Origin of the sequence: Cupriavidus gilardii, assembly GCF_013347325.1 — a bacterium.
GTDB lineage: Bacteria > Pseudomonadota > Gammaproteobacteria > Burkholderiales > Burkholderiaceae > Cupriavidus > Cupriavidus gilardii.
In genome coordinates, this window is the sequence record NZ_CP054626.1 from 309195 (window position 1) to 332833 (window position 23639).

Genomic DNA, 23639 nt, shown 5'->3' on the forward strand with positions numbered 1-23639 from the left:
CGCTGCGCGCGACGGCGCCGTTACCCCGCCTGCTACAATCGCGGCAATCCACAGGATTCACCATCATGGCAGGCATTCTGATCATCGCGCACGCGCCGCTCGCTTCGGCGCTGCGGGACTGCGCCGCGCATGTCTATTGCGGCGAGCCCAAGCGGGTCGAGGCGATCGACGTCGCTCCGGATGCGGAGCCGGCGGCCGTGCTGGCCGAGGCGCGCCGCTGCCTGGCCGCCGTGATCGAAGACAATGGGGCGCTGGTGCTGACCGACATCTTCGGCGCTACCCCCGCCAATATCGCCGCCCGTCTCGCCGAGCCGGGCCGGATCAAGGTGCTCGCCGGCGTCAATCTGCCGATGCTCGTGCGGGCGATCTGCTACCGCTCCGAAAAGCTGGACCAGCTCGCCACCAAGGCGCTCGCCGGCGGCTCGCAAGGCGTGCTGCAGATCGGCTCGACCACCGTACAGAACCAGATCGCCAACCACCCCGACAAGTATGCTGCAGAAGGACGTCACCATCATCAATAAGCTTGGGCTGCATGCCCGGGCCTCCGCCAAGCTCACGCAACTGGCGGGCAGTTTTGTCAGTCAGGTCAGGATGTCGCGCAACGGGCGCCAGGTCGACGCCAAGAGCATCATGGGTGTGATGATGCTGGCCGCGGGCATCGGCTCGACGGTCACCATCGAAACCGAAGGACCCGACGAGCAGGAAGCGATGGACGCGCTGACCGCGCTGATCGCCAATCGCTTCGGCGAGGGAGAATGAGGGCGCTGGCCCTGTCCGGATTTCACCAACGTTCCTGAACGGAGCGGTTCATGCCATTCGCCCTGCACGGCATCCCAGTCTCGCGCGGCGTTGCGATCGGGCGCGCCCATCTGCTGGCGCCCGCCGCGCTCGACGTGTCCCATTACCTGGTCGACGAAGACCGGCTCGAGGACGAGGTGCTGCGGCTGCGCCATGCGCGCACCGCGGTGCGGGCCGAACTGGCGGCGCTCAAGCGCGACCTGCCGCGCGATGCGCCGGAGGAGATGGGCGCCTTCCTCGACGTGCACGCGATGATCCTCGATGACGAGATGCTGTCGCGCGAGGCCGAGAGACTGATCCGCGAGCGCCGCTACAACGCCGAATGGGCGCTGACGACGCGGCTCGAGGATCTGATGCGCCAGTTCGACGAGATCGAGGACGAATACCTGCGCGAGCGCAAGGCCGATATCGAGCAGGTGGTCGAACGGATCCTGAAGGTGCTCGCCGGCGCGCCGGTGCTGGCGCCGGCGCCGGTGCCCGCGGTCGCGGCCGACGGCCAGCCTGCGCCCGGGGTGGTCGTGGTCGCCCACGACATTTCGCCGGCCGACATGCTGCAGTTCCGCCATACCGTCTTCCACGGCTTCGTCACCGATCTGGGCGGACGCACCTCGCATACCGCGATCGTCGCGCGCAGCCTCGACATCCCCGCCGCGGTCGGCGTGCAGAACGCCAGCGAGCTGATCCGCCAGGACGACTGGATCATCATCGACGGCGATGCCGGACTGGTGATCGTCGATCCGACGCCGATCATCCTCGAGGAATACCGCCACCGGCAGAGCGAGCGGGCGCTCGAGAACAAGCGGCTGCAGCGGCTGCGGCATACGCCCGCGGTGACGCTGGACGGCATCGAGATCGATCTGCTGGCCAATATCGAGATGGCCGAGGACGCGTCCGCCGCGCTGGCGGCCGGCGCGGTGGGCGTCGGGCTGTTCCGCTCCGAATTCCTGTTCATGAACCGGCGCGGCGAATTGCCCGGCGAGGACGAACAGTTCGAGGCCTATCGCGCCGCGGTCGAAGCGATGCGCGGGCTGCCGGTGACGATCCGCACGATCGACATCGGCGCCGACAAGCCGCTGCTCGATTTCCGCGACGGGCGCGACGGCCGCGCCGAGGAATACGAGACCGCGCTCAATCCCGCGCTGGGCTTGCGCGCGATCCGCTGGTCGCTGTCGGAGCCGGCGATGTTCCTGACGCAGCTGCGCGCGCTGCTGCGCGCGTCGGCCTTCGGGCCGGTGCGGCTGCTGTTCCCGATGCTGGCGCATGCGCGCGAGATCGACCAGACGCTGGAGCTGGTCGCGCGCGCCAAGCACGAGCTGGATCAGCGCGGGGTCGCCTACGACCCCTGCCTGAAGGTCGGCGCGATGATCGAGATCCCGGCGGCGGTGCTGCTGCTGCCGCTGTTCCTGCGGCGCATGGATTTTCTGTCGATCGGCACCAACGATCTGATCCAGTACACGCTGGCGATCGATCGCGCCGACAATGCCGTCGCCCATCTGTACGACCCGCTGCACCCGGCCGTGCTGCAGCTGATCGCACGCACGATCCGCGAGGCCAACCACGCCGGCGTCCCGGTCGCCGTCTGCGGGGAAATGGCGGGCGATCCGGCGATGACCCGGCTGCTGCTCGGCATGGGCCTGCGCGAGTTCTCGATGCATCCGGCCCAGCTGCTGCGCGTCAAGCAGGAGATCCTGCATGCCGACTGCGGGCGGCTCGAAGGGCTGGTCGAGCAGGTGCTGTGCGCCTACGAGCCGGAAGAGGCCGCGGCCGCGCTGGCCCGACTGTCACAACCCTGAAACCCTCGGGGTTATAGCGGCCAGCGCAGCGCCCTCGAAGTGCTGCCTGTAGCGCTTGTCATGCACATACGTGACGTTGCAAGCCCTTGATTTGTAAGTAAAGTGATGCAGATTCCCTGGCGTGTTTCTGTTTCTTAATGGGAATTGTTATCATTCTTTATCTCTGTTATGCTGCCTTCAACAGTCAGGACATGCCGGTGTCCGCGCTGCCCCAAGGAGGCTTTGTGTACGTCTGCATCTGCAACCAGGTAACCGATCGCGAGATTCATGGCGCCGTCCAGCTGGGCGTGTCCACGCTCGACGAGCTGGCCGAAACGCTCGGCGTCGGCACGTGCTGCGGCCGCTGCCGCGATTGCGCACAGCAGGTTCTCGCCGAAGGCGTTGCAGCGTCCTGCCACAGCGCCACCGTCACGGTGACGGCCCAGACCGTTCACGTCGTCCAGTTTTCCTCCTGTTCCTCGTCGGTACCGCGTGCCATAATGGACACACGGGACCCGGCAGTCGCGAACGACCAGCAAACCGAGCTGGTTGCCTGAACACGCTTCCCGATCGCAGACCGGCGATCGGCGCGTGTGTTCGTCGTTTTCCTCTGACTGCACGCGGCGCAACCAGCGCCGCGTCGTGTTTTGGCGGGCCCGTAGCAACAGGAGCCCCCGATGAAAGGTGACAAGAAGGTCATCCAGTATCTGAATGCGCAGCTCACCAACGAGCTGACCGCGGTCAACCAGTATTTCCTGCACGCCCGTATGTATCGCCACTGGGGCCTGAAGAAGCTCGGCGACGTGGAGTACAAGGAATCGATCGGCGAGATGAAGCATGCCGACCGGCTGATCGAACGCATTCTGATGCTCGACGGACTGCCCAACCTGCAGGACCTGCACAAGCTGCTGATCGGCGAAGACACGCCCGAGATGCTCAAGTGCGACCTGAAGCTGGAGCAGACCGCTCACGTGACGGTCAAGGAAGGCATCGCCTACTGCGAATCGGTCGGCGACTACGTCAGCCGCGAGATTCTGGTCGACATCCTGACCGATACCGAAGAGCACATCGAGTATCTGGAAACGCAGCTGGACCTGATCGACAAGGTCGGCCTGCAGAACTATCTGCAATCGCAGATGGAGCCGGGCGAGCAGTAAGCCCGGCCGCGGCAGGACCCGCAAGGCCCCGTCACGCCAGTTTCAGGGCCAGGCGGTCGTCAGCGGCGCCTCACCGAGCCGCCCGCCGCCGCGCGCTCCGCAGCTTGAATCCCTCTCATTCCCATTCGGTTTCTCATCTGCGCTCCGATCTGCCGGTCGCCGATTCGCGATTCCCGATTCCCGATTTCCGATTCCAGATTTCCGATCCCGGATTCCCGGACCTCCAGCGCTGCCGCCCCCTCCGCGGTCCGATCTCCCAGCGAGGACACTCCCATGCCGGAACCCATCAGATTGACGCAATACAGCCACGGCGCCGGCTGCGGCTGCAAGATTTCGCCGCAGGTGCTCGACGTGATCCTGGCCGGCAGCGGGCCGCAGCATCTGGACCCACGGCTGTGGGTCGGCAACGCCTCGCGCGATGACGCGGCGGTCTACGCGATCGACGGCAGCGACGATGGCCGTGCGGTGGTATCGACCACCGACTTCTTCATGCCGGTGGTCGACGATCCCTTCGACTTTGGCCGCATCGCGGCCACCAATGCGATCAGCGACGTCTATGCGATGGGCGGCGATCCGCTGCTGGCCATCGCGATCCTGGGTTGGCCCGTCAATGTGCTGCCGCCCGAGATCGCGCGCGAGGTGGTGGCCGGCGGTCGCCGTGCCTGCGACGAGGCGGGCATCGCGCTGGCCGGCGGGCATTCGATCGATGCGCCCGAGCCGATCTTCGGCCTGGCCGTGACCGGCATGGTCGAGCGCGCGCACCTGAAGCGCAACGACACCGCCCGCGCCGGTTGCCGGCTGTACCTGACCAAGCCGCTCGGCATCGGCGTGCTGACCACGGCCGGCAAGCAGGGCAAGCTGCGCGACGAACACAGCCGCCTGGCGACCGACTGGATGTGCCGCCTGAACCGCCCCGGCAGCCGCTTCGGCCGGCTCGACGCGGTGCGGGCGATGACCGACGTGACCGGCTTCGGGCTGCTCGGCCATCTGGTCGAAATGGCCGACGGCAGTGGCTTGAGCGCGCAGCTCGATCATGCCGCGGTGCCGCTGCTGCCCGGGGTGCGCGAGTACGTCGCCGCCGGCTGCGTGCCGGGCGGCACCCAGCGCAACTTCGCCAGCTATGGGCACCGGATCGGCTGCCTCCACGGCGAACTCGATGCCGAATGGCGCGCGATACTGTGCGACCCGCAGACCAGCGGGGGGCTGCTGGTCGCGGTCGAGCCCGCGGGCGAACAGGAATTCCTCGCCGCGGCAGCCGAATGCGGTCTCGCGCTGGAATGCATCGGCGAGATGACAGAGCGCGACGCCCAAGCCGATCGCGCGGTGGTGGTGCGGTGATGGACAGCATGCCTGCGCCAGCGGGGGCTGTCAGGCCCGACAGCGCCGACTATCGTGCGCTGCTGCTGTCTGGCGTGCCGATGCTCGATGTGCGCGCGCCCGCCGAGTTTGCGCGCGGCGCCTTTCCGGGCGCGGTCAATCTGCCGTTGATGGACGACGACGAGCGTCACCGGGTCGGCTGCCGCTACAAGGCGGAAGGGCAACAGGCCGCGATCGCGCTCGGCCATGCGCTGGTCAGCGGCGAGCGCAAGGCGATGCGGGTGGCGGCCTGGGCAGAGTTCGCGCGTCGCCACCCGCAAGGCTATCTGTACTGCTTCCGCGGCGGTCTGCGCTCGCAGATCTCGCAGCAGTGGCTGCGCGAGGCCGGCATCGACTATCCGCGCGTCATCGGCGGCTACAAGGCGATGCGCACCTTCCTGATCGAAACGCTCGACGCGGCCGTCGGCGAATGCGGCTGGCTGGTGCTCGGCGGCCTGACCGGCAGCGGCAAGACCGCGCTGCTGGCCGAGCTCGACAGCGGCATCGATCTCGAGGCCCACGCCGCGCATCGCGGCTCGAGCTTTGGCCGGCGCGCGCGTCCGCAGCCGACGCAGATCGACTTCGAGAACGGGCTGGCGATCGACCTGCTGCGGCGGCGCGCGGCCGGGGCCGGCACGCTGGTAGTCGAGGACGAGGGCCGCTTCATCGGCAGCCGGGACGTGCCGCAGCGCCTGTACGCCCGCATGCAGGCCAGTCCGCTGGTCTGGCTGGACGAACCGTTCGAGGCGCGCGTGGAACGCGTGCTGCAGGACTATGTGGTCGATCTGGCCGCGGAATTCGTCGCCGCGCATGGGCCGGACAGGGGCTTCGCCGCCTTCTCGGAACGGATGCGCGACGCGCTGGCCGGCATCGCGCGCCGGCTCGGCGGCCAGCGCTACGAGCGCCTGGCCGCGCTGCTCGCGCATGCATTGCAACGCCAGGCGCAGAGCGGCGAGGTCGACGAGCATCGCGTCTGGATCGCGGTGCTGCTGCGCCATTACTACGATCCGATGTACGACTACCAGCGCGAGGCGAGGGAGAGCCGCATCGTCTTTCGCGGCGATCGGCTGGCGGTACGGGAATATCTGCGGGAGCGAACGCGGCCTGTGTCCCCTGTCCCGCTTGCGTGAGAGGGCAGGGGAGAGAGAAAGGCTTCGGCTGAACCGATGCGGTCGGCCATGACGGCCGCTCTTGCCCATCCCCTGCCCCTCTCCCGCGAGCGGGAGGAGGGCAGGAACACCATGGCCTCAATGGCGGCCGCAAACCTCGCAGTCGGGCGTGCGCGCGAGCGCCATCGTGGTCCATTCCATGCGGAACGCATCGACCATCAGCAGCCGTCCGGCGAGAGTCTCGCCAACGCCGGCGATCAGCTTCAGCGCCTCGGCCGCCTGCACCGTGCCGACCATGCCGACCAGCGGCGCAAACACCCCCATGGTCGCGCAGGCGGCCTCGGGCGCGTTCTCCGACGGCGGAAACAGGCAGGCGTAGCACGGCGCATCGTCGCGCCGGCGATCGAACACGCTGATCTGTCCATCGAAGCGCAGCGCGGCCCCCGAGACCAGCGGCACGCGATGGGCGACGCAGGCCCGGTTGACCGCATGGCGCGTGGCGAAGTTGTCGCAGCAGTCCAGCACCACGTCGGCGTCGCGCACCAGCACATCCAGTTCGCTGTCGCCGACGCGTGCCGGCACCAGCCGCACATCGATCTCGGGATTGATCCGCAGCATGCCCTCGCGCGCCGATTCGACCTTGGGCCGGCCGACATTGGCAGTGGTGTGCAGGATCTGGCGTTGCAGATTGGTCAGGTCGACCTCGTCGTTGTCGACCAAGACGATGGTGCCGACCCCGGCCGAAGCCAGGTAGGGCAGCGCCGCGGCGCCCAGGCCGCCGGCGCCGATCACCAGCGCGCGGCCGGCCAGCAGCCGGCTCTGGCCTTCGATGCCCAGCTCATCGAGCAGGATATGCCGCGAGTAGCGCAGCAGTTGGTCGTCGTTCATCGGGCGGGCGGCGGGAACGGGGTCCCGCCGCGATGCGTCGGTCTGGCGTTCAGGGCGCCTTGCCGGTCGGCGTGCCGAGCGGCTTGCCCATCGGCGCGCTGGCCGGCGGCTTGCTGTCGGGCTTGCCTTCCGGCGCGGCGGGCTTGGCGTCGGGAGCCGACGCGCGCTTCGACGGATCGGCCTTGACCGGGCCCTTCGGCACCTTGCTGTCGGAGACGGGGGTCGCCTCGAGCTTCGAGCGCGAACGCTTGACCGGTTCGCCCTTGAGCTGGTGGATCGCCTGCTGCAGCATGAAATCCTCGTTGGTGCCGAACTCGATCGGCTTCTTGCGCCGCTCCTTCTCGCGCTCTTCCGGCGACTTCTTCGCGTTTTCTTCCTCGAGCCGGCGCAGTTCCTCGACGCGGCGCTGTTCGCGCTCGGTCATCTCGGCTTCCTCGGACTCCTGCTTGTTGTGCAGATGGCGCTCGGTATCGATCTCGCGCGTGATCAGCGCGTCGTCCGGATCGCCTTCGGGGTTCTGGTCGACCGGGATGTCCGGACGGATGCCCTTGGCCTGGATCGACTTGCCCGACGGCGTGTAGTAGTACGCGATGGTCAGCTTGATGCCGGTGTCGTTCGTCAGCGGCCGCACGGTCTGCACCGAGCCCTTGCCGAACGTGGTCTTGCCCATGATCAGCGCGCGCTTGTGGTCCTGCAGCGCGCCCGCGACGATCTCCGAGGCCGACGCCGAATAGGCGTTGGTCAGCACCACCATCGGGATCTTCTTGAACAGCGGCGGCAGATCCTTCAGCGGATCGTCCTCGACCGACGACAGCCGGTAATTGTTGAAGTTGGTCTTGTAGACGCGCTTGGCGTCGGGCACCTGGCCGTTGGTCGAGACCACGGTCACGTCCTCGGGCAGGAAGGCCGCCGACACGCCGACCGCGCCCTGCAGCACGCCGCCGCCGTTGTTGCGCAGATCCAGCACGAGGCCCTTCATGTTCGGATTCTTCTGCGCCAGCTCGGCCAGGCGCCGCCCCAGGTCGGCCACCGTGCGTTCCTGGAAGCTGGTCAGGCGGACCCAGCCGATGGCCGGATCGACCATCTTGGCCTTGACCGACTGCACGCGGATCTCGGCGCGCGTGATCGACACCGGGAAGGTGCGCTCCTCGCTCTTGCGGTAGATCGTCAGCGTGACCTTGGTGCCAGGCTCGCCGCGCATGCGCTTGACCGCCTGTTCGAGCGGCAGGCCGCGCACCGGCTTGTCGTCGATGCGGGTGATCAGGTCGCCGGGCTGGATGCCGGCGCGGAAGGCGGGCGTGTCCTCGATCGGGTTGATGACCTTGACCAGGCCCTCTTCCTGCGAGATCTCGATGCCAAGGCCGGCGAAACGGCCGCGCGTGCCTTCCTGCAGTTCCTTGAAGTCCTTGGCGTCCAGATACGACGAATGCGGGTCGAGGCTGGCCACCATGCCCTTGATGGCTTCGGTCAGCAGCTTCTTGTCGTCGACCGGCTCGACGTACTCGCGCTTGATCTGCCCGAATATGTCCGCCATCAGCCGCAACTGCTCCAGGGGCAACGGCCCCGAGGAGTTCTGCGCGGTCGCGGACAGCTGCAGCGTGGCGAGCACGCCGGCAACGAGTCCCGCGGAGACAAGGCTGATGTTCTTGAGCGTCTTACGCATGTGGGCTGCCTGAACGTTGGATGGCGCTGGTCACGCGCCGTGAGTTGCGCCGGTTGCGGCGTGGCGCAAGGGGCGCTGCCGGTCCGGTCTGACCGACAGTATAAGAGCGGGCGGTAAAAAAGGCCGCGCCGCAATGCGGCGCAGGCCTCGGTGCGCCAGGGCTGGCGCGTCCGGCTCAGCGCGCCTTGCCCTGGCTGGCGACGGCGGCCAGCGAGGCGGCGATCGCTTCCTGGTCGCCCAGGTAGTAATGCCGGATCGGCCGCAGCTCGGCGTCGAGTTCGTACACGAGGGGCGTGCCGTTCGGGATATTGAGGCCCACGATATCGTCATCGGAAATCTGGTCGAGGTACTTCACCAGCGCGCGGATGCTGTTGCCATGGGCCGCGATGACCACGCGCTTTCCGGCTTTGATGTCCGGGGCGATCGATTCGTTCCAGAGCGGCAGCACGCGGGCCACCGTGTCCTTCAGGCATTCGGTCAGCGGAATCAGTTCGCGCGGCACGCCGGCGTAGCGCGGATCGTCGTACGAGGCGCGCGGATCGGTCGGCTCCAGCGCGGGCGGCGGGGTATCGTAGCTGCGGCGCCAGACCAGCACCTGCTCGTCGCCGAACCTGGCGGCGGTCTCCGCCTTGTTCAGGCCGGCCAGCGCGCCGTAGTGGCGCTCGTTCAGGCGCCATTCGTTGCGCACCGGGATCCACATCAGATCCATCTCGTCCTGCACGTGCCACAGCGTGCGGATGGCCCGCTTGAGCACCGAGGTATAGGCGACGTCGAAGGCGAAGCCCGCGTCCTTCAGCAGTTGGCCGGCTTGGCGGGCCTGCTGCGCGCCGGTCTCGGTCAGGTCCACGTCGACCCAGCCGGTGAAGCGGTTTTCCAGATTCCAGGTCGATTCGCCGTGGCGGATGAGAACGAGTTTGTACATGCTGCTTCCAAAGAGTGAGAATGCTGCGCGCGCCGCTCGCGAGCCACTTGCCGGCCGCGGGAAGCGGCCCCGTCGACAGGGGGCTGGGCGCGAAACCGGCTATTTTATAATGCCGCCGACACAACCCACCGGAAACCCAACGTGAATTTCTTCGCCGACTACAACAACCTTGCCCTGATCGCCCTTGCGGTGGTGTCGGGCGGCCTGCTGGCCTGGCCGACCATTTCGCGCAGCGCGGGCGGCAAGACGGTCAATGCGACCACGGCGACGCAGCTGATCAACAAGCGCGGCGCGGTCGTGGTCGATATCCGCGAACCGGCTGAATACGCCAAGGGCCACCTGCCGCAGGCCAGGAGCGCGCCGCTGGCCGAACTGGCCAATCGCGCGGCCAGCCTTGCGAAGGACAAGTCCGCCCCCATCATCGTCGTATGCCAGACCGGCCAGCGTTCGTCCAAGGCGCACACGGCGCTCAAGCAGGCCGGCTTCGGCGAGGTCTATTCGCTCGAGGGTGGCGTGGCCGCCTGGCAGCAGGCCGGCCTGCCGCTGGTCAAGTAAGGCCGCAGCGGGCCGTCAGCAGGCCCTGCCCGACGCTGGTAAAGTCCACAAGTCGACCGGCCGCCGCAGCGACTGCCGCGGCGGGCCCGGTCTGAACCGCAAGATGCAAGGAGGTAAGCGCATGGCCCGCGTCGTCATGTACAGCACGATGGTGTGTCCGTATTGCCAGATGGCCGAGCGCCTGCTGCGCTCGAAGGGGGTCGAGACGATCGAGAAGATCATGATCGACCGCGAGCCCGGCAAGCGCGAGGAAATGATGAGCCGCACCGGTCGCCGCACCGTGCCGCAGATCTATATCGACGACCGCCATGTCGGCGGCTTCGACGATCTGTCCGCGCTCGATCGCCAAGGGGGCCTGGCGCCGCTGCTGGCCGCCTGATCCGCCCCATGCGCGGATGAATTCGTCATCCGCGTCATGTACCATATGCGTTTTCCAACCGGACCACGCGGTTGGCCGCCGCCCGGCGCGCGGCCGTCCGCACCCCGTCCCCTTCCCGCCACGTTTCATTCCCGCCATTCGGGCACCCATCCATGAGCGACCAGCAAACCAATCAGCAGCAGGACGATCAACCGTACTTCAACATCCAGCGCGTCTACCTGAAGGACATGTCGCTGGAGCAGCCGAATTCGCCGCAGATCTTCCTCGAAACGGAAGCGCCTTCGGTCGAGGTGCAGGTCAACGTGGGCGCCTCGCAGCTGACGGACGGCATTTTCGAGGTCGTCGTGACCGGCACGGTCACCACCAAGGTGCAGGACAAGGTCGCCTTCCTGGTCGAGGCCCATCAGGCCGGCATCTTCGATATCCGCAATGTGCCGGACGAACAGCTCGATCCGCTGCTGGGCATCGCCTGCCCGACGATCCTGTATCCGTACCTGCGCAGCAATATCGCCGACGTGATCACGCGCGCGGGCTTCCAGGCCATCCATCTGTCCGAGATCAACTTCCAGGCGCTGTACGAGCAGCGCCTGCAGGCGGCGATGGAGCAGGCACAGGCCGAGGGCGGCGGCTCCGGCATCGTGATGCCCGATGGCACGCAGGCACGTCACTGATCGTCAAGCGATCTGCGGGCGGAACGGGGCTGCGGCCCCGTTCCGCCTTTTTGCGTCTATAGCTTCAATGGATCGAATGGCTGCGCCAGCCGGGCTTGCCGCATTGGCTGCGATCGCCGTCATCGCCAGCCGTGCAGCGGCCTGACCCATCGACCAACGCCTCGACCACGCATCGATCATGAACCTTGCCTTTCTCGGAGCCGGCGCCTGGGGCACCGCGCTGGCCAGCCATGCCGCCGCCGTGCACCCGGTCGTGCTGTGGGGCCGGGACGCCGGGCAGCTCGCCGCGATGGCGGCCTCCGGCGTCAATGCGGACTATCTGCCTGGGGTGCCGCTGTCCGAGCGGCTCGGCTTCGAAGCCGATTTCGCCCGCGCCGCCGCGCATGCGCTGTGCGCGCCTGACGGGCTGGCGATCGTCGCCACGCCGGTGTCGGGCCTGCGCGAGATGACGCGGCGCCTGGCCGCCGAGGCTGCCGCGCATGGCGTGCCGTTGCGCATGCTGTGGCTGTGCAAGGGCTTCGAGGCCGGCACGCACGCGATGCCGCACCAGATGGTGGCCGAGGAACTGGCTGCCGCCGGCGCGTCGGTGCCGGTCGAGTACGGCGTGCTGACCGGACCGAGCTTCGCGCGCGAGGTCGCGCTGGGGCTGCCGTGCGCGCTGACCGTCGCGGGCAATGCGCCGGCCATCGCCGAACTGTCGCAGCGCGCCTTCCACCATCGCGCGATGCGGATCTACGGCAGCGACGATCTGGTCGGCGTCGAGGTCGGCGGCGCGGTCAAGAACGTGCTGGCGATCGCCACCGGCGCCAGCGATGGGCTCGGTCTCGGCCTCAATGCCCGAGCCGCGCTGGTCACCCGGGGCCTGGCCGAGATGACGCGGCTGGGTCTGGCGCTGGGCGGACGCGCCGAGACCTTCATGGGTCTGGCCGGCATGGGCGACCTGATCCTGACCGCGACCGGCGATCTGTCGCGCAACCGCAAGGTCGGCCAGCAACTGGCCGGCGGCAGGACGCTGGAGCAGGTGCTGGCCGACCTGGGTCACGTCGCCGAGGGCGTGCGCTGCGCGCAGGCCGTCGCGGCGCTGGCGGACCAGCACGGCGTCGAGATGCCGATCACGCGGGCCGTCTGCGCGGTGCTGTTCGAAGGCTTGGCGGTGGCCGACGCGGTCGCGCAGCTGCTGCAACGCGACGCGCGCGACGAATGATGGCAGCCGATCGCATGAAACAGCGGCGCCACTGGCTCGGTGCGCTGGCCGCCTGCGGCGGTGCGCTGGTGCTGCCGCGCCCGCTGCTGGCAGCCGACAAGGACTGGCCCGCGCGGCCGATCCGCATGGTGGTGCCGTTCCCGCCGGGCTCGTCCCCGGACCTGATCGCGCGATTGGTGTCCGAACCGCTGGCACAGGCGCTGGGCCAGCCGGTGGTCATCGAGAATCGCCCGGGCGCCGGCGGCAATATCGGCACCGGACAGGTGGCCCGCGCCGCGCCGGACGGCCATACGCTGCTGTTCACGATCAACGGTCCGCTGGTCACGGCGCCGACGCTGTCGCGCCATCTGCCCTACGACCCGGTGCGCCAGCTGGCGCCGGTGACGCTGGTGGCAACCTCGCCCAATGTGCTGGTGGTCGACCCGCGCACCGGCGTGCGCGACCTGCGCGAATTCGTCGCGCTGGCGCGCGCCAGGCCCGGCGCGCTGAACTACGGCTCGGTCGGCAACGGCAGCGCCGCGCATCTGGCGATGGAACAGCTGAAGGCGCGCGCCGGCATCTCGCTCGAACACATCCCGTATCCCGGCTTTCCGCAGATCGCGGCGGCGATGATCGCCGGACAGATCCAGGCCGCCTTCATGGTGCCGGCGATCGCGATGCCGCAGGTCAATGCGGGCCGGCTGCGCGTGCTCGCGGTGACGACCAGCGGCCGCACCAGCCTGTTGCCGTCGGTGCCGACCGTGGCCGAGTCCGGCTATCCGGGCTTCGAGGCGATCTCGTGGCAGGCCGTGCTGGCGCCGGCCGGCACGCCGGCGCCGATCGTCGACCGGCTCTATCGCGAGCTGGTGAAGATCATCGGCAGCGACGCCGTGCGCGCGCAAATGCGGGCGCAGTACTTCATGCCGGCCGGCACCGCGCCGGCCTCGCTGCGCCAGACCATGGCCAGCGAGAAGGCGCGCTGGGACCAGGTCATCCGCGCGGCCGGCGTGCAGCCGGAATAGCGGGGGCGAAACGCTCCGCGCTCAGGCGCCGCCGGCGAAGCCCTGCTGGCGCCAGGCCTCGAACACCACCACGGCAACGGTATTCGACAGATTCAGGCTGCGGTTATTGGGCCGCATCGGCAGGCGGATGCGCTGCGACGGCGCGAACCATTCGCGGCGCTCCGGCGCCAGCCCGCGTGTTTCCGAGCCGAACACGAACCAGTCGCCGGGGGCGAAAGCCACCTGGCCGAACGGCGTCGAGCCGTGCGTGGTCAGCGCGAACATGCGCGCCGGATCGGGGCGTTCGTTGGCGAGGAAGGCGTCCCAGTTCTCGTGCACCTTCATGCTGGCGTACTCGTGGTAATCGAGGCCGGCGCGGCGCATGCGGGCGTCGTCCAGCGGAAAGCCGAGCGGCTTGACGAGGTGGAGTTGGGCACCGGTGTTGGCGCACAGGCGGATCACGTTGCCGGTGTTCGGCGGGATCTCGGGTTCGACTAGGACGACATGGAACATGGCGCGCGCAGCTTACCGTGCCGAGGCGGCGCTGTCATCCCGAGCCCCATCGCGCGTCACGATGGGGCCGGCGTGCGCAGCGCCACCAGCGCGGTGACGCGCGCCGCGCCGTGGCGCTTGAGCACGGCGGCCGCCTCGGCCAGCGTCGCGCCGGTGGTCATCACGTCGTCGACCAGGGCGACATGTCGTCCATGCAAGGCGCCGGGGGTGGCATCGCGCGCCAGCGCGAAGGCGCCGGCGACGTTCGGATGCCGCAGGTCGGCCGCCAATGCGGCCTGCGGCGCGGTGCTGCGCGAGCGCACCAGCAGATCGGCGCTGGCCGCGGCGTCCAGGCGAAGCGCGAGCCTGCGGGCGATTTCCCATGACTGGTTGAAGCCGCGCTCGGCCAGCCGGTCCGGCGCCAACGGAATCGGCACGACCAGGCAGGGTTGGTCGGCCATATCGCGGGCTGCCATCGAGTACCGTGCCGCCCACGCCGACGCCAGTTGCCGCGCGAGCCAGCCCGCCAGCGGCAGCACCCCGCCGAACTTCAGCGCCAGCACCAGCGCCTCGCGCGGCGGCGCATAGTCGCCCAGCACGATGGTCATGTCGAAGGCGGGCGGCGCGCAGCGGCACATCGCGCACAGGTTGGAGGTCCGCTGCGGCAAGGCGCAACGCGGACAACGCGGCGTGGGCGTCAGCAGATCGCCCGCGCAGCCTGCACAGACGATGTCGGACTGTACCTGCCCGCACAGCACGCAGGTACAGGGCAGCCACCACTGCGCCAGCCGCTCGCGCATGCAGCCGGCAAGCCCGGCGAGGCGCGCGTATACTGTCGGCCCGGCGCCACCGCCCGGCCCCGCCGTGCCTTCGCGCCGCCCGTGCCCGGTCCCGCCGTGCCGATCCTCGTCCTTGCCGCCGCTTCCGTGTCCACGTCTCACGCCGACTCCCCCGATACCTATCTGCCGCCCGCGCGGCTGACCCGGCTCGCCTTCGACCGGCGCAGCCCCGGCTTCGCCCAGCTGGATTTCCTGCTCGGCGAGATCGGCCGGCGCATGCAGGAACGCATGCAGCTGATCCGTATCCAGCCGGAGCGCGCGCTCGATATCGGCTGCGGGCAGGGACAGGGGCTGGCGGCGCTGCGCGCGCAGTATCCCGACGCGCAGATCGCGGGCCTCGATATCTCGGGCGCGATGCTGGCGCAGGCCGCGCAGCGCGATCCGCAGCGGCAGCCCGGCTGGCTCGGCCGCCTGCTCGGCAAGCGGCCGACCTTCGATCTGGTGCAGGGCGATCTTGCCACGCTTCCCTTTGCCGAGGGCGCCTTCGACCTGCTGTGGTCCAATCTCGCGCTGCACTGGCATCCCGAACCGCATCGCGTGTTTCCCGAATGGCATCGCGTGACGCGCACCGACGGCCTGGCGCTGTTCTCGCTGTTCGGTCCGGATACCCTGCGCGAACTGCGCGAGGCCTTCGCCGAGGTCGACGGCGAGCCGCACACGCTGCGCTTCGTCGACATGCACGATATCGGCGACATGCTGGTGCACAGCGGCTGGTCGACGCCGGTGATGGACATGGAGACGCTGACGGTCACCTACGAGACGCCCGAGCGGCTGCTGCGCGACGTGCATGCGTTCGGCGGGCTGCGCCGGCCCGCGGGCGACGGTGTGCATGGCGCGCGTGGACTGAAGGGCCGGCACTGGCACCAGGCGCTGCTGGCCGCGCTGGAGCGCCGCCGCAATCGCGACGGCGTGATCGCGCTGACCTTCGAGATCGTCTACGGCCATGCATGGAAGCTGCCGCCGAAGGGCGGCCAGGCCCGCGACGAACTGGGCCGTGCCGTGGTGCCGATCGACCGCATCGGCCGCGGCCGGCCGCGCGGCTGAGCCGCCGCGCAGCGCGTCGCCGCACTGCCGGTGTGCATCGGCGCGCTGTGGCGCGGGCGGCGTGCCGCGCCGGGCTTGGCTTGTTACGGTTGACGAAGCGCCCTATAATGCGCCAGTTTGTCGCAGTGGTCCCCTGGCACAGAAGATCGGCGTTTTAGCACCGAAGCAGTGCAGCAGTGCGGTGAAGCCGGCAGAATTCCAGGCGTGCAACCGATGCAGCGATGCAGAGTGGTTGGCGATGCAGGAACTCGGTATCGCACTCCAGACGGCGCGTGACGGGCCCGGTGATAGTCCAGACGGAGCCCATGCCGTGCCGAACAACGACTGGCTGATGAAGCGGAATTGTTCGCTGTCTCCACGCCAGGTCGGCTGGTTTTACCTCTCCATCGTCAGTATTTCCCTTGCCATCGCGCTGTTCTTCGCGTGGCGAGGAGCTTGGCTCGTGCTGCCCTTTGCGGGGCTCGAGCTGGCCGGGCTCGGCGTGGCGCTGCTCGCCTACGCACAGCACGCGACAGACTACGAGCGCGTCACGCTCAGCGAGGGCAGGTTGGTGGTCGAGAAGGCCAGCGCCGGTGAGGTGACCCGCGAGGAATTCAACCCGCACTGGGTGCGGGTCGAACTGGGCGAATCGTTCCCGGCGCTGGTGGTGGTGCGCTGTGGCACGCACGCTGTGCAGGTGGGGTGTTTTCTGGACCCGTACAAGCGACGAAAGTTCGCGCAGGAACTCGTTTCAGCCTTGCACGCCCTGTAAAAAGAGGTGGCACCGCTGGGAGCGAGGGGCAGATTCGAATCTGTAATTTGGGTAGAGACAACAAATGAAAATGTGGAAGAAGGCATCCGCAGCGTGTCTGGCAGGTGCGTCCCTGCTCGCCAGCCAGGCAGCCCTCGCTGTCGAAGACATGCCGGGCGGTCCCGCCGTGCGCCAGCTGAACCTGACCGAGCCGGTCACCAAGATCGCCGAGCAGATTCACTGGCTGAACTGGATGATGCTGATCATCTGCACGGTGATCTTCATCGCGGTGTTCAGCGTGATGTTCTATTCCATCTTCACGCACCGCAAGGCCAAGGGCTCCAAGCCCGCCTCCTTCCACGAAAGCATCACGGTCGAGGTCGTCTGGACCATCATTCCGTTCCTGATCGTGATCGGCATGGCGCTGCCGGCGACCAAGACCGTGGTCGCGATGAAGGACACCACCAACTCCGACATCACCATCAAGGCCACCGGCTACCAGTGGAAGTGGGGCTACGACTACCTCAAGGGCGAGGGCGAAGGCATCTCCTTCGTGTCGACGCTGACCACCCCGCGCGAGCAGATCAACAACGAGGCGCCCAAGTCGAACACCTACCTGATGGAGGTGGACAACGAGATGGTGGTGCCGGTCAACAAGAAGATCCGCATCGTCACGACCGCCAACGACGTGATCCACGCCTGGATGATCCCGGCCTTCGGCGTCAAGCAGGATGCGATTCCCGGCTTCGTGCGCGACACCTGGTTCCGCGCCGAGAAGATCGGCGTTTACCGCGGCCAGTGCGCCGAGCTGTGCGGCAAGGAACATGCCTTCATGCCGATCGTGGTGCGCGTGGTGACCGACGCCGAATACACCAAGTGGGTCGACGAGAAGAAGAAGGCGATGGCCGCCGCGGCCGACGACCCCAACAAGACCTGGACCCTGGACGAGCTGAAGGTCCGCGGCGAGAAGGTCTACGCCGCCAACTGCGCGGTCTGCCACCAGCCCAACGGCAAGGGCGCCGGCGCGTTCCCGGCGCTGGACGGCTCCAAGGTGGTCAACGGCCCGCAGGCCGACCAGATGCACATCCTGCTCGAGGGCAAGGGCGGCATGCCGTCGTGGAAGCAGCTGTCCGACACCGAGCTTGCCGCGGTGATGACCTACACCCGCAACGTCTGGAGCAACAAGACCGGCGAGGTCATCCAGCCGGCCGACTTCGTCAATGCGCGCGCGGGCAAGTTCCCCGAGGGCAGCGGCGCCAAGTCGGCGCAGGGCGCACCGGCGGACGCCAAGCCCGCCGCCGAGCAAGCCAGCGCGGGCGCCCAGGGCGCCGCGAGCTGAACGCGTGGACGTTAGAACAGGATTTCAGGAGTTTTCGCGATGAGTACTGCTACCCCGGACGCACTCGCCCATCCGCACGACCACGCGCATGACGAACACCACGATCATCCGCATGGCTGGCGCCGCTGGCTGTTTGCCACCAACCACAAGGACATCGGCACGCTGTACCTGCTGTTCTCCTTCACGATGCTGATCTCGGGCGGCGTGCTGGCGCTGCTGATCCGCCTGGAGCTGTTCGAGCCGGGCCTGCAGTTCTTCCGCCCCGAGCTGTTCAACCAGTTCACCACGATGCACGGCCTGGTGATGGTGTTCGGCGCGATCATGCCCGCCTTCGTCGGCTTCGCGAACTGGATGATCCCGCTGCAGATCGGCGCCTCCGACATGGCGTTCGCGCGGATGAACAACTTCAGCTTCTGGCTGATGCCGCCCGCCGCGCTGCTGCTGGCGCTGTCGTTCTTCGTGCCGGGCGGCGCCACCGCCGCGGGCTGGACGCTGTACGCGCCGCTGTCGGTGCAGATGGGCCCGGGCATGGACATGGCGATCTTCGCGATGCACATCATGGGCGCGTCGTCGATCATGGGCTCGATCAACATCATCGTCACGATCCTGAACATGCGCGCGCCGGGCATGACGCTGATGAAGATGCCGATGTTCTGCTGGACCTGGCTGATCACCGCCTACCTTCTGATCGCCGTGATGCCGGTGCTGGCGGGCGCGATCACGATGGTCCTGACCGACCGCCACTTCGGCACCAGCTTCTTCTCGGCGGCCGGCGGCGGCGACCCGGTGATGTACCAGCATATCTTCTGGTTCTTCGGTCACCCCGAGGTCTACATCATGATCCTGCCGGCGTTCGGGATCATCTCGCAGGTGGTGCCGGCCTTCGCCCGCAAGCGCCTGTTCGGCTACAGCTCGATGGTCTACGCGACCGCCTCGATCGCGATCCTGTCGTTCATCGTCTGGGCGCACCACATGTTCACCACCGGCATGCCGGTGACCGGCCAGCTGTTCTTCATGTACGCGACGATGCTGATCGCGGTGCCGACGGCCGTGAAGATCTTCAACTGGATCGCCACGATGTGGAAGGGCTCGATGACCTTCGAGACCCCGATGCTGTTCGCGATCGGCTTCATCTTCGTGTTCACCATCGGCGGCTTCACCGGCCTGATCCCGGCAGTCGCGCCGATCGACATCCAGATCCAGGACACCTACTTCATCGTCGCGCACTTCCACTATGTGCTGGTGGCGGGCTCGCTGTTCGCGCTGTTCGCGGGCTTCTACTACTGGGGTCCGAAGTGGAGCGGGTTCATGTACAACGAAACCCGGGGCAAGGTCCACTTCTGGGGTTCGATCATCTTCTTCAACATCGCCTTCTTCCCGATGCACTTCCTCGGGCTGGCGGGCATGCCGCGCCGCTATGCGGACTACGCGATCCAGTTCGCGGACTTCAACGCGATCTCGTCGCTGGGCGCGCTGGGCTTCGGCCTGATGCAGGTGTATTTCTTCTTCTTCGTGGTGCTGCCGTCGTACCGCGGAGGCGAAGCGGCCGCCGACAAGCCTTGGGAAGGCGCCGAGGGCCTGGAGTGGACCGTGCCGTCGCCGGCGCCGTTCCACACCTTCGAGGTGCCGCCGCAGGTCCGGTAACGGCATCCGGCAAGGCAGGGCGGCGCGCTGCCCGCCTTGCCGGCCGCCTGGCCAGTATCGGCCACCCGCCCGGCCACCCCTATCCGAGAATTCGATGCAGCATCCAAACGAAAGCCCATCGCAAACCGACCGCAAGGCCGCCAATCGCCGTCTCGGCCTGATCCTGCTGTCGATCGTGCTGGTCTTCTTTTTGGGTTTCTTCGCCAAGATGACGTGGCTTGGCTGAATGGCTGAATTGGCCGACTCCCGCTGCAGGGTACAGAGATGAGCACGAAGCAGCCGGTTTCCACCGGCGACGTCGAGGACAAGCGCTACAACCGCGGCATGATGCTGCGGCTGCTGGTGATCGTCGCCGTGATGTTCGCCTTCGGCTATGCGCTGGTGCCGCTGTACAAGAAGATCTGCGAGATCACCGGCATCAACGTCGTCACCACGCGCGAGCTCTACGGCGCCAGCGCCGGCAAGGTCAGCCAGAACACGCAGGTCGACACCAGCCGCACGATCACGGTCGAATTCGATTCCAACGCCCGCGGGCCGTTCGCGTTCCGTCCGGTCAAGAGCAGCATGCAGGTCCACCCGGGCGAGATGGCGACCATCGTCTACGAGGTCGCCAACGGCCAGGCCCGCGATATCTCGGCGCAGGCGATTCCAAGCTACGCGCCGAAGCAGGCCACCCAGTATTTCAAGAAGCTCGAGTGCTTCTGCTTCCAGCAGCAGACGCTGAAGGCCAAGGAATCGCGCGAGATGCCGGTGGTGTTCGTGATCGACCCGGATCTGCCCAAGGACGTCGAGAACATCACCTTGTCGTACACATTCTTCGAGATCGGCACGCCGCTGGCGCCGGCGCCGCAGGGCCATCTCGACCAGCCGCCGGCCACGGCCGGCAGCTGACGCAGTAGAGGAGGAGGGCTGCCATGGACGAACTGAAGGAAGCGGTCAAACGCAAGATGTCGTTCTGGCAGACGTTGCGCGCAGTGTTCTGGTCGTTCATCGGCCTGCGCAAGGGCGCGGAACACGATCGCGACATGGCGAACCTGAACCCGATCCATGTGATCGTCGCCGGTGTGCTCGGCGCCGTGATCCTGGTGGTGGTGCTGATCGGCATCGTCCGCCTGGTGGTCGGCGGATAGCCGGCCAGCCGGATAGCCGGCGGAACAGGCAACAAGAAGACAGAGCGTCGTCCGCCCTCGGGCAGCCGGCGTATAACGATGAATCAGAGATCTGAGCTGGAGAAAACAGAATGAGTGCGAATCGCGCAAACGCTCCGTACTACTTCGTACCGGGCCCGTCGCGCCATCCGATCACGGCAAGCCTGGGGCTGCTGCTGACCGCCGCCGGCGCGGCCGGATGGGTCAACGGCCAGCCGTGGGCGCCCTATGTCTGCGTGCTGGGCATCCTGTGGTTCCTGTTCGTGCTCAAGAGCTGGTTCGGCGACGCGATCGGCGAGTCGGAAGGGGGCATGTACGGCCGCCGCATCGACATCTCGTACCGCTGGTCGATGGGCTGGTTCATCTTCTCCGAGGTGATGTTCTTCGGCGCCTTCTTCGGCGCGCTGTTCTACGCCCGCGTCTATACGATGCCGTGGCTGGGCGACCTGAACAACAAGATCCTGTGGCCCGATTTCGCCGCGGTCTGGCCGAACGCCGGTCCGGCCGGCACGGTCGAGCCGTACGAGGCGATGGGCCCGTGGCCGATCCCGACCATCAATACGGCGCTGCTGCTGATGTCGGGCGTCACGCTGACCTGGGCGCACCACGCGCTGCTGGCCGGCAAGCGCAGCCAGGTGGTGCAGGGCCTGGTGCTGACGATCCTGCTCGGTGCGGTCTTCATGGGCTTCCAGGTCTATGAATACATGCATGCCTACAGCGATCTGAACCTGAAGCTGACCTCGGGCATCTACGGCTCGACCTTCTTCCTGCTGACGGGCTTTCACGGCTTCCACGTGACGATGGGCGCCATCATGCTGACGGTGGTGCTGTTCCGCGTGCTGAAGGGCCATTTCACGCCGGACCATCACTTCGCCTTCGAAGGCGCCGCCTGGTACTGGCACTTCGTCGACGTGGTCTGGCTGTTCCTCTACGTCGTGGTGTACTGGCTGTAAGCGGACACGGCTCGAAGGAAGGGAAACGGGGGCGCTTCGCGCCCCCTTCGTCCTTTAGAATGCGGGATTGCCGAGCATTCCCTGCCAGCACAAAAAGCAAGCGCCGCAGGAATCCCATCCCTGCGGCGCTTGTTCTTTGTTCGCCATGCCGAAGGCGCCCACTGCCATGCCTTGGCGCTACGGCCCCGTGCGGATGCCCGTGCTCTCGATCCATCCCATCCAGTACGAGAACAGGATGAACAGGAACAGCGCGATCGACAGGCCGACACGTACGGTCAGCGAACGGACCATATGCGCGCTCGACTTGCCGCGGTCGCGCATCATGAAGAACAGGGCGGAGGCCAGGCTGGAGACGATCAGGATGAAGGCAATGACGATGACGATGCGCATGGCGGCGGTCGGGACAGTGGTGCGCCATTATCGCACCGCGTTCCGGCGGCCGTGCCCGCCGCTCCGGCCGTTCCAGCGATGACGCTGCTGCGCGCCCTGAGCCCGGTGCCCACGGTGGCGGCGCTGGTCGTCATCGCGGTCACCTGTGCGCTGGGCAACTGGCAGCTCGGCCGGGCCCACGACAAGATCGCGGGCGCCGAGCGGCTGCGTGCGCTGGCCGACGCGGCGCCGCTGCGGATCGGCACGGCGCCGCCGCCGCTGCCCGCGGCCGAACTGGTCTCGCGCAAGATTGTCGTGCGCGGCCGGTTCGATCCGGCCCACACCGTGCTGCTGGAAAACCGTCCGCACGGCAACGGGCAGGACAGCCGCTCCGGTTTCCTGGTGCTGACGCCGCTGCGGCCCGACGATGCCGCGGGCGGCGGCGACACGCGCGCCGCGGCCGGTACGGCCGCGCCCCGCGCCGTGCTGGTGCTGCGCGGCTGGCTGCCGCGCGATGCGCAGGACCGCACGCGCATCGCGCCGTTTCCGACGCCGGAGGGCACGGTGACGCTGCAGGGTGTGGCACTGGCCGATGTGCCGAAGGTCTATCAACTCGGCAGCCCGGACGCCCAGCGCGGCGAACGCATCCGGCAGAACCTGGACCTGGGCGCCTTCGCCGCCGAACTCGGTACGCCGCTGCAACCCTTCGTGCTGCAGCAGCGCAGCGACAGCGGCGATGGCCTGGCGCGCGACTGGGCGAGCGCCGACCTCGGCGTCGAGCGCCACTACGGCTATGCCTTTCAGTGGTATGGTCTGGCCGCGCTGACGCTGGTATTGCTGGTCGCGCTGACCTGGCGGCGTGCCCGGCGGCTCGCCAACCCGGCCGATGCCGGCCGCGGCGCCGGCACGGCCCCCGCGGGCGCCGCCCGCAACGACGATTAATCACTCCAACGACGATCCATGCCTTCCGATCCCGCCACGGCCAAGCCGGCCGCGCCGCAAGACTCCCGCAGCGATCCGCGCATCGATGCCCGCACGCGCCGCGGCCGGATCCAGATGCTGTTGCTGCTGCTGGTCTGCGCGTCGCCGGTCATCGCCTCGTATCTGACCTACTACGTGTTCCGGCCGGCCGGCGGGCAGACCAACTACGGCACGCTGATCGAGCCGCAGCGCCCGGCGCCGGCCGTGCAGGTGACGGACGAGCGCGGCCAGCCGGTGCCGCTGCAGGACTTCAAGGGCAAATGGCTGCTGGTGTCGACCGACAGCGCCGCCTGCGACGAGGCGTGCGCGAAGCGGCTGTTCACGATCCGGCAGATCCGCGCCGGCCAGGGCAAGGAGCGCGAGCGCATCGTGCCGGTCTGGCTGATCAGCGATGACGGACCGATCGATCCGCGCCTGACCGCCGCGTATAACGAGCCCTATGCCGGCGTACGCTTCCTGCGCATGCCCCGCGAGCAGATCCGCGGCTGGCTGCCGGCTGCCGAGGGCCAGCCGGCGGAGGCAACGCTGTATCTGGTCGATCCGCTCGGCAATCTGATGATGCGGTTCCCGAAGGACCCGGACCCGAAGAAGGTGCATTCGGACCTCAGCCGCCTGCTCAAGTACAACCGCATCGGCTGATGGAGGG

General features: G+C 67.8%; 28 protein-coding genes. 22 read left to right on the forward strand and 6 right to left on the reverse strand.

What is annotated here, in order from left to right:
• The first annotated feature begins 65 nt into the window (after positions 1–65).
• The 7 genes from FOB47_RS11585 (at position 66) to mnmH (ending at position 6213) form a co-directional block, all read left to right on the forward strand.
• Positions 66–521, forward strand: a complete 456-nt coding sequence (locus FOB47_RS11585) for a PTS sugar transporter subunit IIA (protein WP_006579199.1) — start codon at positions 66–68, stop codon at positions 519–521.
• Positions 490–759 (forward strand): HPr family phosphocarrier protein, encoded by a 270-nt coding sequence (locus tag FOB47_RS11590; protein WP_174781147.1) that lies wholly within the window; start codon positions 490–492, stop codon positions 757–759. Before FOB47_RS11585 ends, FOB47_RS11590 begins: the two co-directional genes overlap by 32 nt.
• A gap of 50 nt (positions 760–809) precedes the next feature.
• Positions 810–2591, forward strand: coding sequence for a phosphoenolpyruvate--protein phosphotransferase (gene ptsP / locus FOB47_RS11595; RefSeq protein ID WP_174781148.1), 1782 nt, complete (start codon positions 810–812; stop codon positions 2589–2591).
• A 224-nt stretch (positions 2592–2815) separates the two neighbouring features.
• On the forward strand, positions 2816–3127 hold the full coding sequence (locus FOB47_RS11600) for a (2Fe-2S)-binding protein (protein WP_053822961.1): 312 nt from the start codon (positions 2816–2818) through the stop codon (positions 3125–3127).
• A gap of 120 nt (positions 3128–3247) precedes the next feature.
• The gene (gene bfr / locus FOB47_RS11605; RefSeq protein ID WP_053821000.1) at positions 3248–3727 is read left to right on the forward strand and encodes a bacterioferritin; all 480 of its coding nucleotides are present in this window, start codon (positions 3248–3250) and stop codon (positions 3725–3727) included.
• A gap of 273 nt (positions 3728–4000) precedes the next feature.
• Positions 4001–5065 (forward strand): selenide, water dikinase SelD, encoded by a 1065-nt coding sequence (selD, locus tag FOB47_RS11610; protein WP_174781149.1) that lies wholly within the window; start codon positions 4001–4003, stop codon positions 5063–5065.
• Complete coding sequence (gene mnmH, locus FOB47_RS11615) at positions 5065–6213, forward strand: tRNA 2-selenouridine(34) synthase MnmH (protein ID WP_174781150.1); 1149 nt, start codon at positions 5065–5067, stop codon at positions 6211–6213. The genes selD and mnmH overlap by 1 nt, the downstream gene beginning before the upstream one ends.
• Before the next feature lie 117 nt (positions 6214–6330).
• Here the strand turns inward: mnmH and FOB47_RS11620 are convergent, their stop codons facing one another.
• The 3 genes from FOB47_RS11620 to gpmA all read right to left on the reverse strand — a co-directional run bounded on the left by FOB47_RS11620 (position 6331) and on the right by gpmA (position 9665).
• Positions 6331–7080, reverse strand: coding sequence for a HesA/MoeB/ThiF family protein (locus FOB47_RS11620; RefSeq protein WP_053821002.1), 750 nt, complete (start codon positions 7078–7080; stop codon positions 6331–6333).
• A gap of 49 nt (positions 7081–7129) precedes the next feature.
• Complete coding sequence (locus FOB47_RS11625; RefSeq protein WP_174781151.1) at positions 7130–8743, reverse strand: S41 family peptidase; 1614 nt, start codon at positions 8741–8743, stop codon at positions 7130–7132.
• A gap of 175 nt (positions 8744–8918) precedes the next feature.
• The gene (gpmA, locus tag FOB47_RS11630) at positions 8919–9665 is read right to left on the reverse strand and encodes a 2,3-diphosphoglycerate-dependent phosphoglycerate mutase (protein WP_006579208.1); all 747 of its coding nucleotides are present in this window, start codon (positions 9663–9665) and stop codon (positions 8919–8921) included.
• A 141-nt stretch (positions 9666–9806) separates the two neighbouring features.
• On the opposite strand from gpmA, the gene FOB47_RS11635 reads away from it, so the two are divergent.
• The 5 genes from FOB47_RS11635 to FOB47_RS11655 all read left to right on the forward strand — a co-directional run bounded on the left by FOB47_RS11635 (position 9807) and on the right by FOB47_RS11655 (position 13475).
• Entirely contained in the window at positions 9807–10220 is a 414-nt protein-coding gene (locus FOB47_RS11635; protein ID WP_053821004.1) for a rhodanese-like domain-containing protein, read from the forward strand.
• 121 nt (positions 10221–10341) lie between these two features.
• Positions 10342–10599 carry a glutaredoxin 3 gene (gene grxC, locus FOB47_RS11640; RefSeq protein WP_006579210.1) on the forward strand — a complete coding sequence of 86 codons (258 nt, stop codon included), beginning with the start codon at positions 10342–10344 and terminating at the stop codon, positions 10597–10599.
• Between the two features lie 152 nt (positions 10600–10751).
• Positions 10752–11270 carry a protein-export chaperone SecB gene (gene secB / locus FOB47_RS11645; RefSeq protein ID WP_006579211.1) on the forward strand — a complete coding sequence of 173 codons (519 nt, stop codon included), beginning with the start codon at positions 10752–10754 and terminating at the stop codon, positions 11268–11270.
• Positions 11271–11448: 178 nt separating this feature from the next.
• Positions 11449–12474, forward strand: a complete 1026-nt coding sequence (locus tag FOB47_RS11650; protein ID WP_053821005.1) for an NAD(P)H-dependent glycerol-3-phosphate dehydrogenase — start codon at positions 11449–11451, stop codon at positions 12472–12474.
• 14 nt (positions 12475–12488) lie between these two features.
• A complete protein-coding gene (locus FOB47_RS11655; RefSeq protein ID WP_174781152.1) occupies positions 12489–13475 on the forward strand; it encodes a Bug family tripartite tricarboxylate transporter substrate binding protein in 987 nt (328 codons plus the stop codon).
• A 21-nt stretch (positions 13476–13496) separates the two neighbouring features.
• Here FOB47_RS11655 and trmL read toward each other — a convergent pair whose 3' ends face one another.
• Both trmL and FOB47_RS11665 read right to left on the reverse strand, forming a co-directional pair.
• Positions 13497–13967, reverse strand: coding sequence for a tRNA (uridine(34)/cytosine(34)/5-carboxymethylaminomethyluridine(34)-2'-O)-methyltransferase TrmL (trmL, locus tag FOB47_RS11660; protein WP_053821006.1), 471 nt, complete (start codon positions 13965–13967; stop codon positions 13497–13499).
• Between the two features lie 56 nt (positions 13968–14023).
• Positions 14024–14746: a ComF family protein gene (locus FOB47_RS11665; protein WP_151023104.1), complete on the reverse strand. Its 723-nt coding sequence runs from the start codon at positions 14744–14746 to the stop codon at positions 14024–14026.
• A 126-nt stretch (positions 14747–14872) separates the two neighbouring features.
• Between FOB47_RS11665 and FOB47_RS11670 the strand changes: the two genes are divergently transcribed.
• The 8 genes from FOB47_RS11670 to FOB47_RS11700 all read left to right on the forward strand — a co-directional run bounded on the left by FOB47_RS11670 (position 14873) and on the right by FOB47_RS11700 (position 21643).
• Positions 14873–15829, forward strand: a complete 957-nt coding sequence (locus FOB47_RS11670) for a methyltransferase domain-containing protein (RefSeq protein WP_174781153.1) — start codon at positions 14873–14875, stop codon at positions 15827–15829.
• Positions 15830–16067: 238 nt separating this feature from the next.
• A complete protein-coding gene (locus FOB47_RS11675) occupies positions 16068–16580 on the forward strand; it encodes a DUF2244 domain-containing protein (RefSeq protein ID WP_053821007.1) in 513 nt (170 codons plus the stop codon).
• 64 nt (positions 16581–16644) lie between these two features.
• Positions 16645–17898 carry a cytochrome c oxidase subunit II gene (coxB, locus tag FOB47_RS11680; RefSeq protein ID WP_174781154.1) on the forward strand — a complete coding sequence of 418 codons (1254 nt, stop codon included), beginning with the start codon at positions 16645–16647 and terminating at the stop codon, positions 17896–17898.
• 39 nt (positions 17899–17937) lie between these two features.
• Positions 17938–19542 carry a cytochrome c oxidase subunit I gene (gene ctaD / locus FOB47_RS11685; protein ID WP_151023102.1) on the forward strand — a complete coding sequence of 535 codons (1605 nt, stop codon included), beginning with the start codon at positions 17938–17940 and terminating at the stop codon, positions 19540–19542.
• Positions 19543–19636: 94 nt separating this feature from the next.
• On the forward strand, positions 19637–19768 hold the full coding sequence (locus FOB47_RS26015) for a cytochrome oxidase small assembly protein (protein ID WP_006579792.1): 132 nt from the start codon (positions 19637–19639) through the stop codon (positions 19766–19768).
• Between the two features lie 38 nt (positions 19769–19806).
• Positions 19807–20433 (forward strand): cytochrome c oxidase assembly protein, encoded by a 627-nt coding sequence (locus FOB47_RS11690; RefSeq protein WP_053821008.1) that lies wholly within the window; start codon positions 19807–19809, stop codon positions 20431–20433.
• Positions 20434–20456: 23 nt separating this feature from the next.
• The gene (locus tag FOB47_RS11695) at positions 20457–20672 is read left to right on the forward strand and encodes a DUF2970 domain-containing protein (protein ID WP_053821009.1); all 216 of its coding nucleotides are present in this window, start codon (positions 20457–20459) and stop codon (positions 20670–20672) included.
• A 110-nt stretch (positions 20673–20782) separates the two neighbouring features.
• Positions 20783–21643, forward strand: a complete 861-nt coding sequence (locus FOB47_RS11700; RefSeq protein WP_053821010.1) for a cytochrome c oxidase subunit 3 — start codon at positions 20783–20785, stop codon at positions 21641–21643.
• A gap of 177 nt (positions 21644–21820) precedes the next feature.
• On the opposite strand, the gene FOB47_RS11705 is transcribed toward FOB47_RS11700, so the two are convergent.
• The gene (locus FOB47_RS11705; protein ID WP_006577163.1) at positions 21821–22033 is read right to left on the reverse strand and encodes a twin transmembrane helix small protein; all 213 of its coding nucleotides are present in this window, start codon (positions 22031–22033) and stop codon (positions 21821–21823) included.
• A gap of 78 nt (positions 22034–22111) precedes the next feature.
• Between FOB47_RS11705 and FOB47_RS11710 the strand changes: the two genes are divergently transcribed.
• Together FOB47_RS11710 and FOB47_RS11715 are read left to right on the forward strand one after the other, a co-directional pair.
• Complete coding sequence (locus FOB47_RS11710) at positions 22112–22954, forward strand: SURF1 family protein (protein WP_174781155.1); 843 nt, start codon at positions 22112–22114, stop codon at positions 22952–22954.
• A gap of 18 nt (positions 22955–22972) precedes the next feature.
• Positions 22973–23632: an SCO family protein gene (locus FOB47_RS11715; protein WP_053821011.1), complete on the forward strand. Its 660-nt coding sequence runs from the start codon at positions 22973–22975 to the stop codon at positions 23630–23632.
• Positions 23633–23639: the final 7 nt, after the last annotated feature.

Excerpts from the sequence above, each read along its gene's own strand:
- FOB47_RS11585 (WP_006579199.1), top strand. The coding sequence starts at position 66 with ATGGCAGGCATTCTGATCATCGCGCACGCGCCGCTCGCTTCGGCGCTG.
- FOB47_RS11590 (WP_174781147.1), top strand. The coding sequence starts at position 490 with ATGCTGCAGAAGGACGTCACCATCATCAATAAGCTTGGGCTGCATGCC.
- ptsP (WP_174781148.1), top strand. The coding sequence starts at position 810 with ATGCCATTCGCCCTGCACGGCATCCCAGTCTCGCGCGGCGTTGCGATC.
- bfr (WP_053821000.1), top strand. The coding sequence starts at position 3,248 with ATGAAAGGTGACAAGAAGGTCATCCAGTATCTGAATGCGCAGCTCACC.
- selD (WP_174781149.1), top strand. The coding sequence starts at position 4,001 with ATGCCGGAACCCATCAGATTGACGCAATACAGCCACGGCGCCGGCTGC.
- mnmH (WP_174781150.1), top strand. The coding sequence starts at position 5,065 with ATGGACAGCATGCCTGCGCCAGCGGGGGCTGTCAGGCCCGACAGCGCC.
- FOB47_RS11620 (WP_053821002.1), bottom strand. The coding sequence starts at position 7,080 with ATGAACGACGACCAACTGCTGCGCTACTCGCGGCATATCCTGCTCGAT.
- FOB47_RS11625 (WP_174781151.1), bottom strand. The coding sequence starts at position 8,743 with ATGCGTAAGACGCTCAAGAACATCAGCCTTGTCTCCGCGGGACTCGTT.
- gpmA (WP_006579208.1), bottom strand. The coding sequence starts at position 9,665 with ATGTACAAACTCGTTCTCATCCGCCACGGCGAATCGACCTGGAATCTG.
- grxC (WP_006579210.1), top strand. The coding sequence starts at position 10,342 with ATGGCCCGCGTCGTCATGTACAGCACGATGGTGTGTCCGTATTGCCAG.
- secB (WP_006579211.1), top strand. The coding sequence starts at position 10,752 with ATGAGCGACCAGCAAACCAATCAGCAGCAGGACGATCAACCGTACTTC.
- FOB47_RS11650 (WP_053821005.1), top strand. The coding sequence starts at position 11,449 with ATGAACCTTGCCTTTCTCGGAGCCGGCGCCTGGGGCACCGCGCTGGCC.
- FOB47_RS11655 (WP_174781152.1), top strand. The coding sequence starts at position 12,489 with ATGAAACAGCGGCGCCACTGGCTCGGTGCGCTGGCCGCCTGCGGCGGT.
- trmL (WP_053821006.1), bottom strand. The coding sequence starts at position 13,967 with ATGTTCCATGTCGTCCTAGTCGAACCCGAGATCCCGCCGAACACCGGC.
- FOB47_RS11665 (WP_151023104.1), bottom strand. The coding sequence starts at position 14,746 with ATGCGCGAGCGGCTGGCGCAGTGGTGGCTGCCCTGTACCTGCGTGCTG.
- FOB47_RS11675 (WP_053821007.1), top strand. The coding sequence starts at position 16,068 with ATGCAGGAACTCGGTATCGCACTCCAGACGGCGCGTGACGGGCCCGGT.
- coxB (WP_174781154.1), top strand. The coding sequence starts at position 16,645 with ATGAAAATGTGGAAGAAGGCATCCGCAGCGTGTCTGGCAGGTGCGTCC.
- ctaD (WP_151023102.1), top strand. The coding sequence starts at position 17,938 with ATGAGTACTGCTACCCCGGACGCACTCGCCCATCCGCACGACCACGCG.
- FOB47_RS26015 (WP_006579792.1), top strand. The coding sequence starts at position 19,637 with ATGCAGCATCCAAACGAAAGCCCATCGCAAACCGACCGCAAGGCCGCC.
- FOB47_RS11690 (WP_053821008.1), top strand. The coding sequence starts at position 19,807 with ATGAGCACGAAGCAGCCGGTTTCCACCGGCGACGTCGAGGACAAGCGC.
- FOB47_RS11695 (WP_053821009.1), top strand. The coding sequence starts at position 20,457 with ATGGACGAACTGAAGGAAGCGGTCAAACGCAAGATGTCGTTCTGGCAG.
- FOB47_RS11700 (WP_053821010.1), top strand. The coding sequence starts at position 20,783 with ATGAGTGCGAATCGCGCAAACGCTCCGTACTACTTCGTACCGGGCCCG.
- FOB47_RS11705 (WP_006577163.1), bottom strand. The coding sequence starts at position 22,033 with ATGCGCATCGTCATCGTCATTGCCTTCATCCTGATCGTCTCCAGCCTG.
- FOB47_RS11710 (WP_174781155.1), top strand. The coding sequence starts at position 22,112 with ATGACGCTGCTGCGCGCCCTGAGCCCGGTGCCCACGGTGGCGGCGCTG.
- FOB47_RS11715 (WP_053821011.1), top strand. The coding sequence starts at position 22,973 with ATGCCTTCCGATCCCGCCACGGCCAAGCCGGCCGCGCCGCAAGACTCC.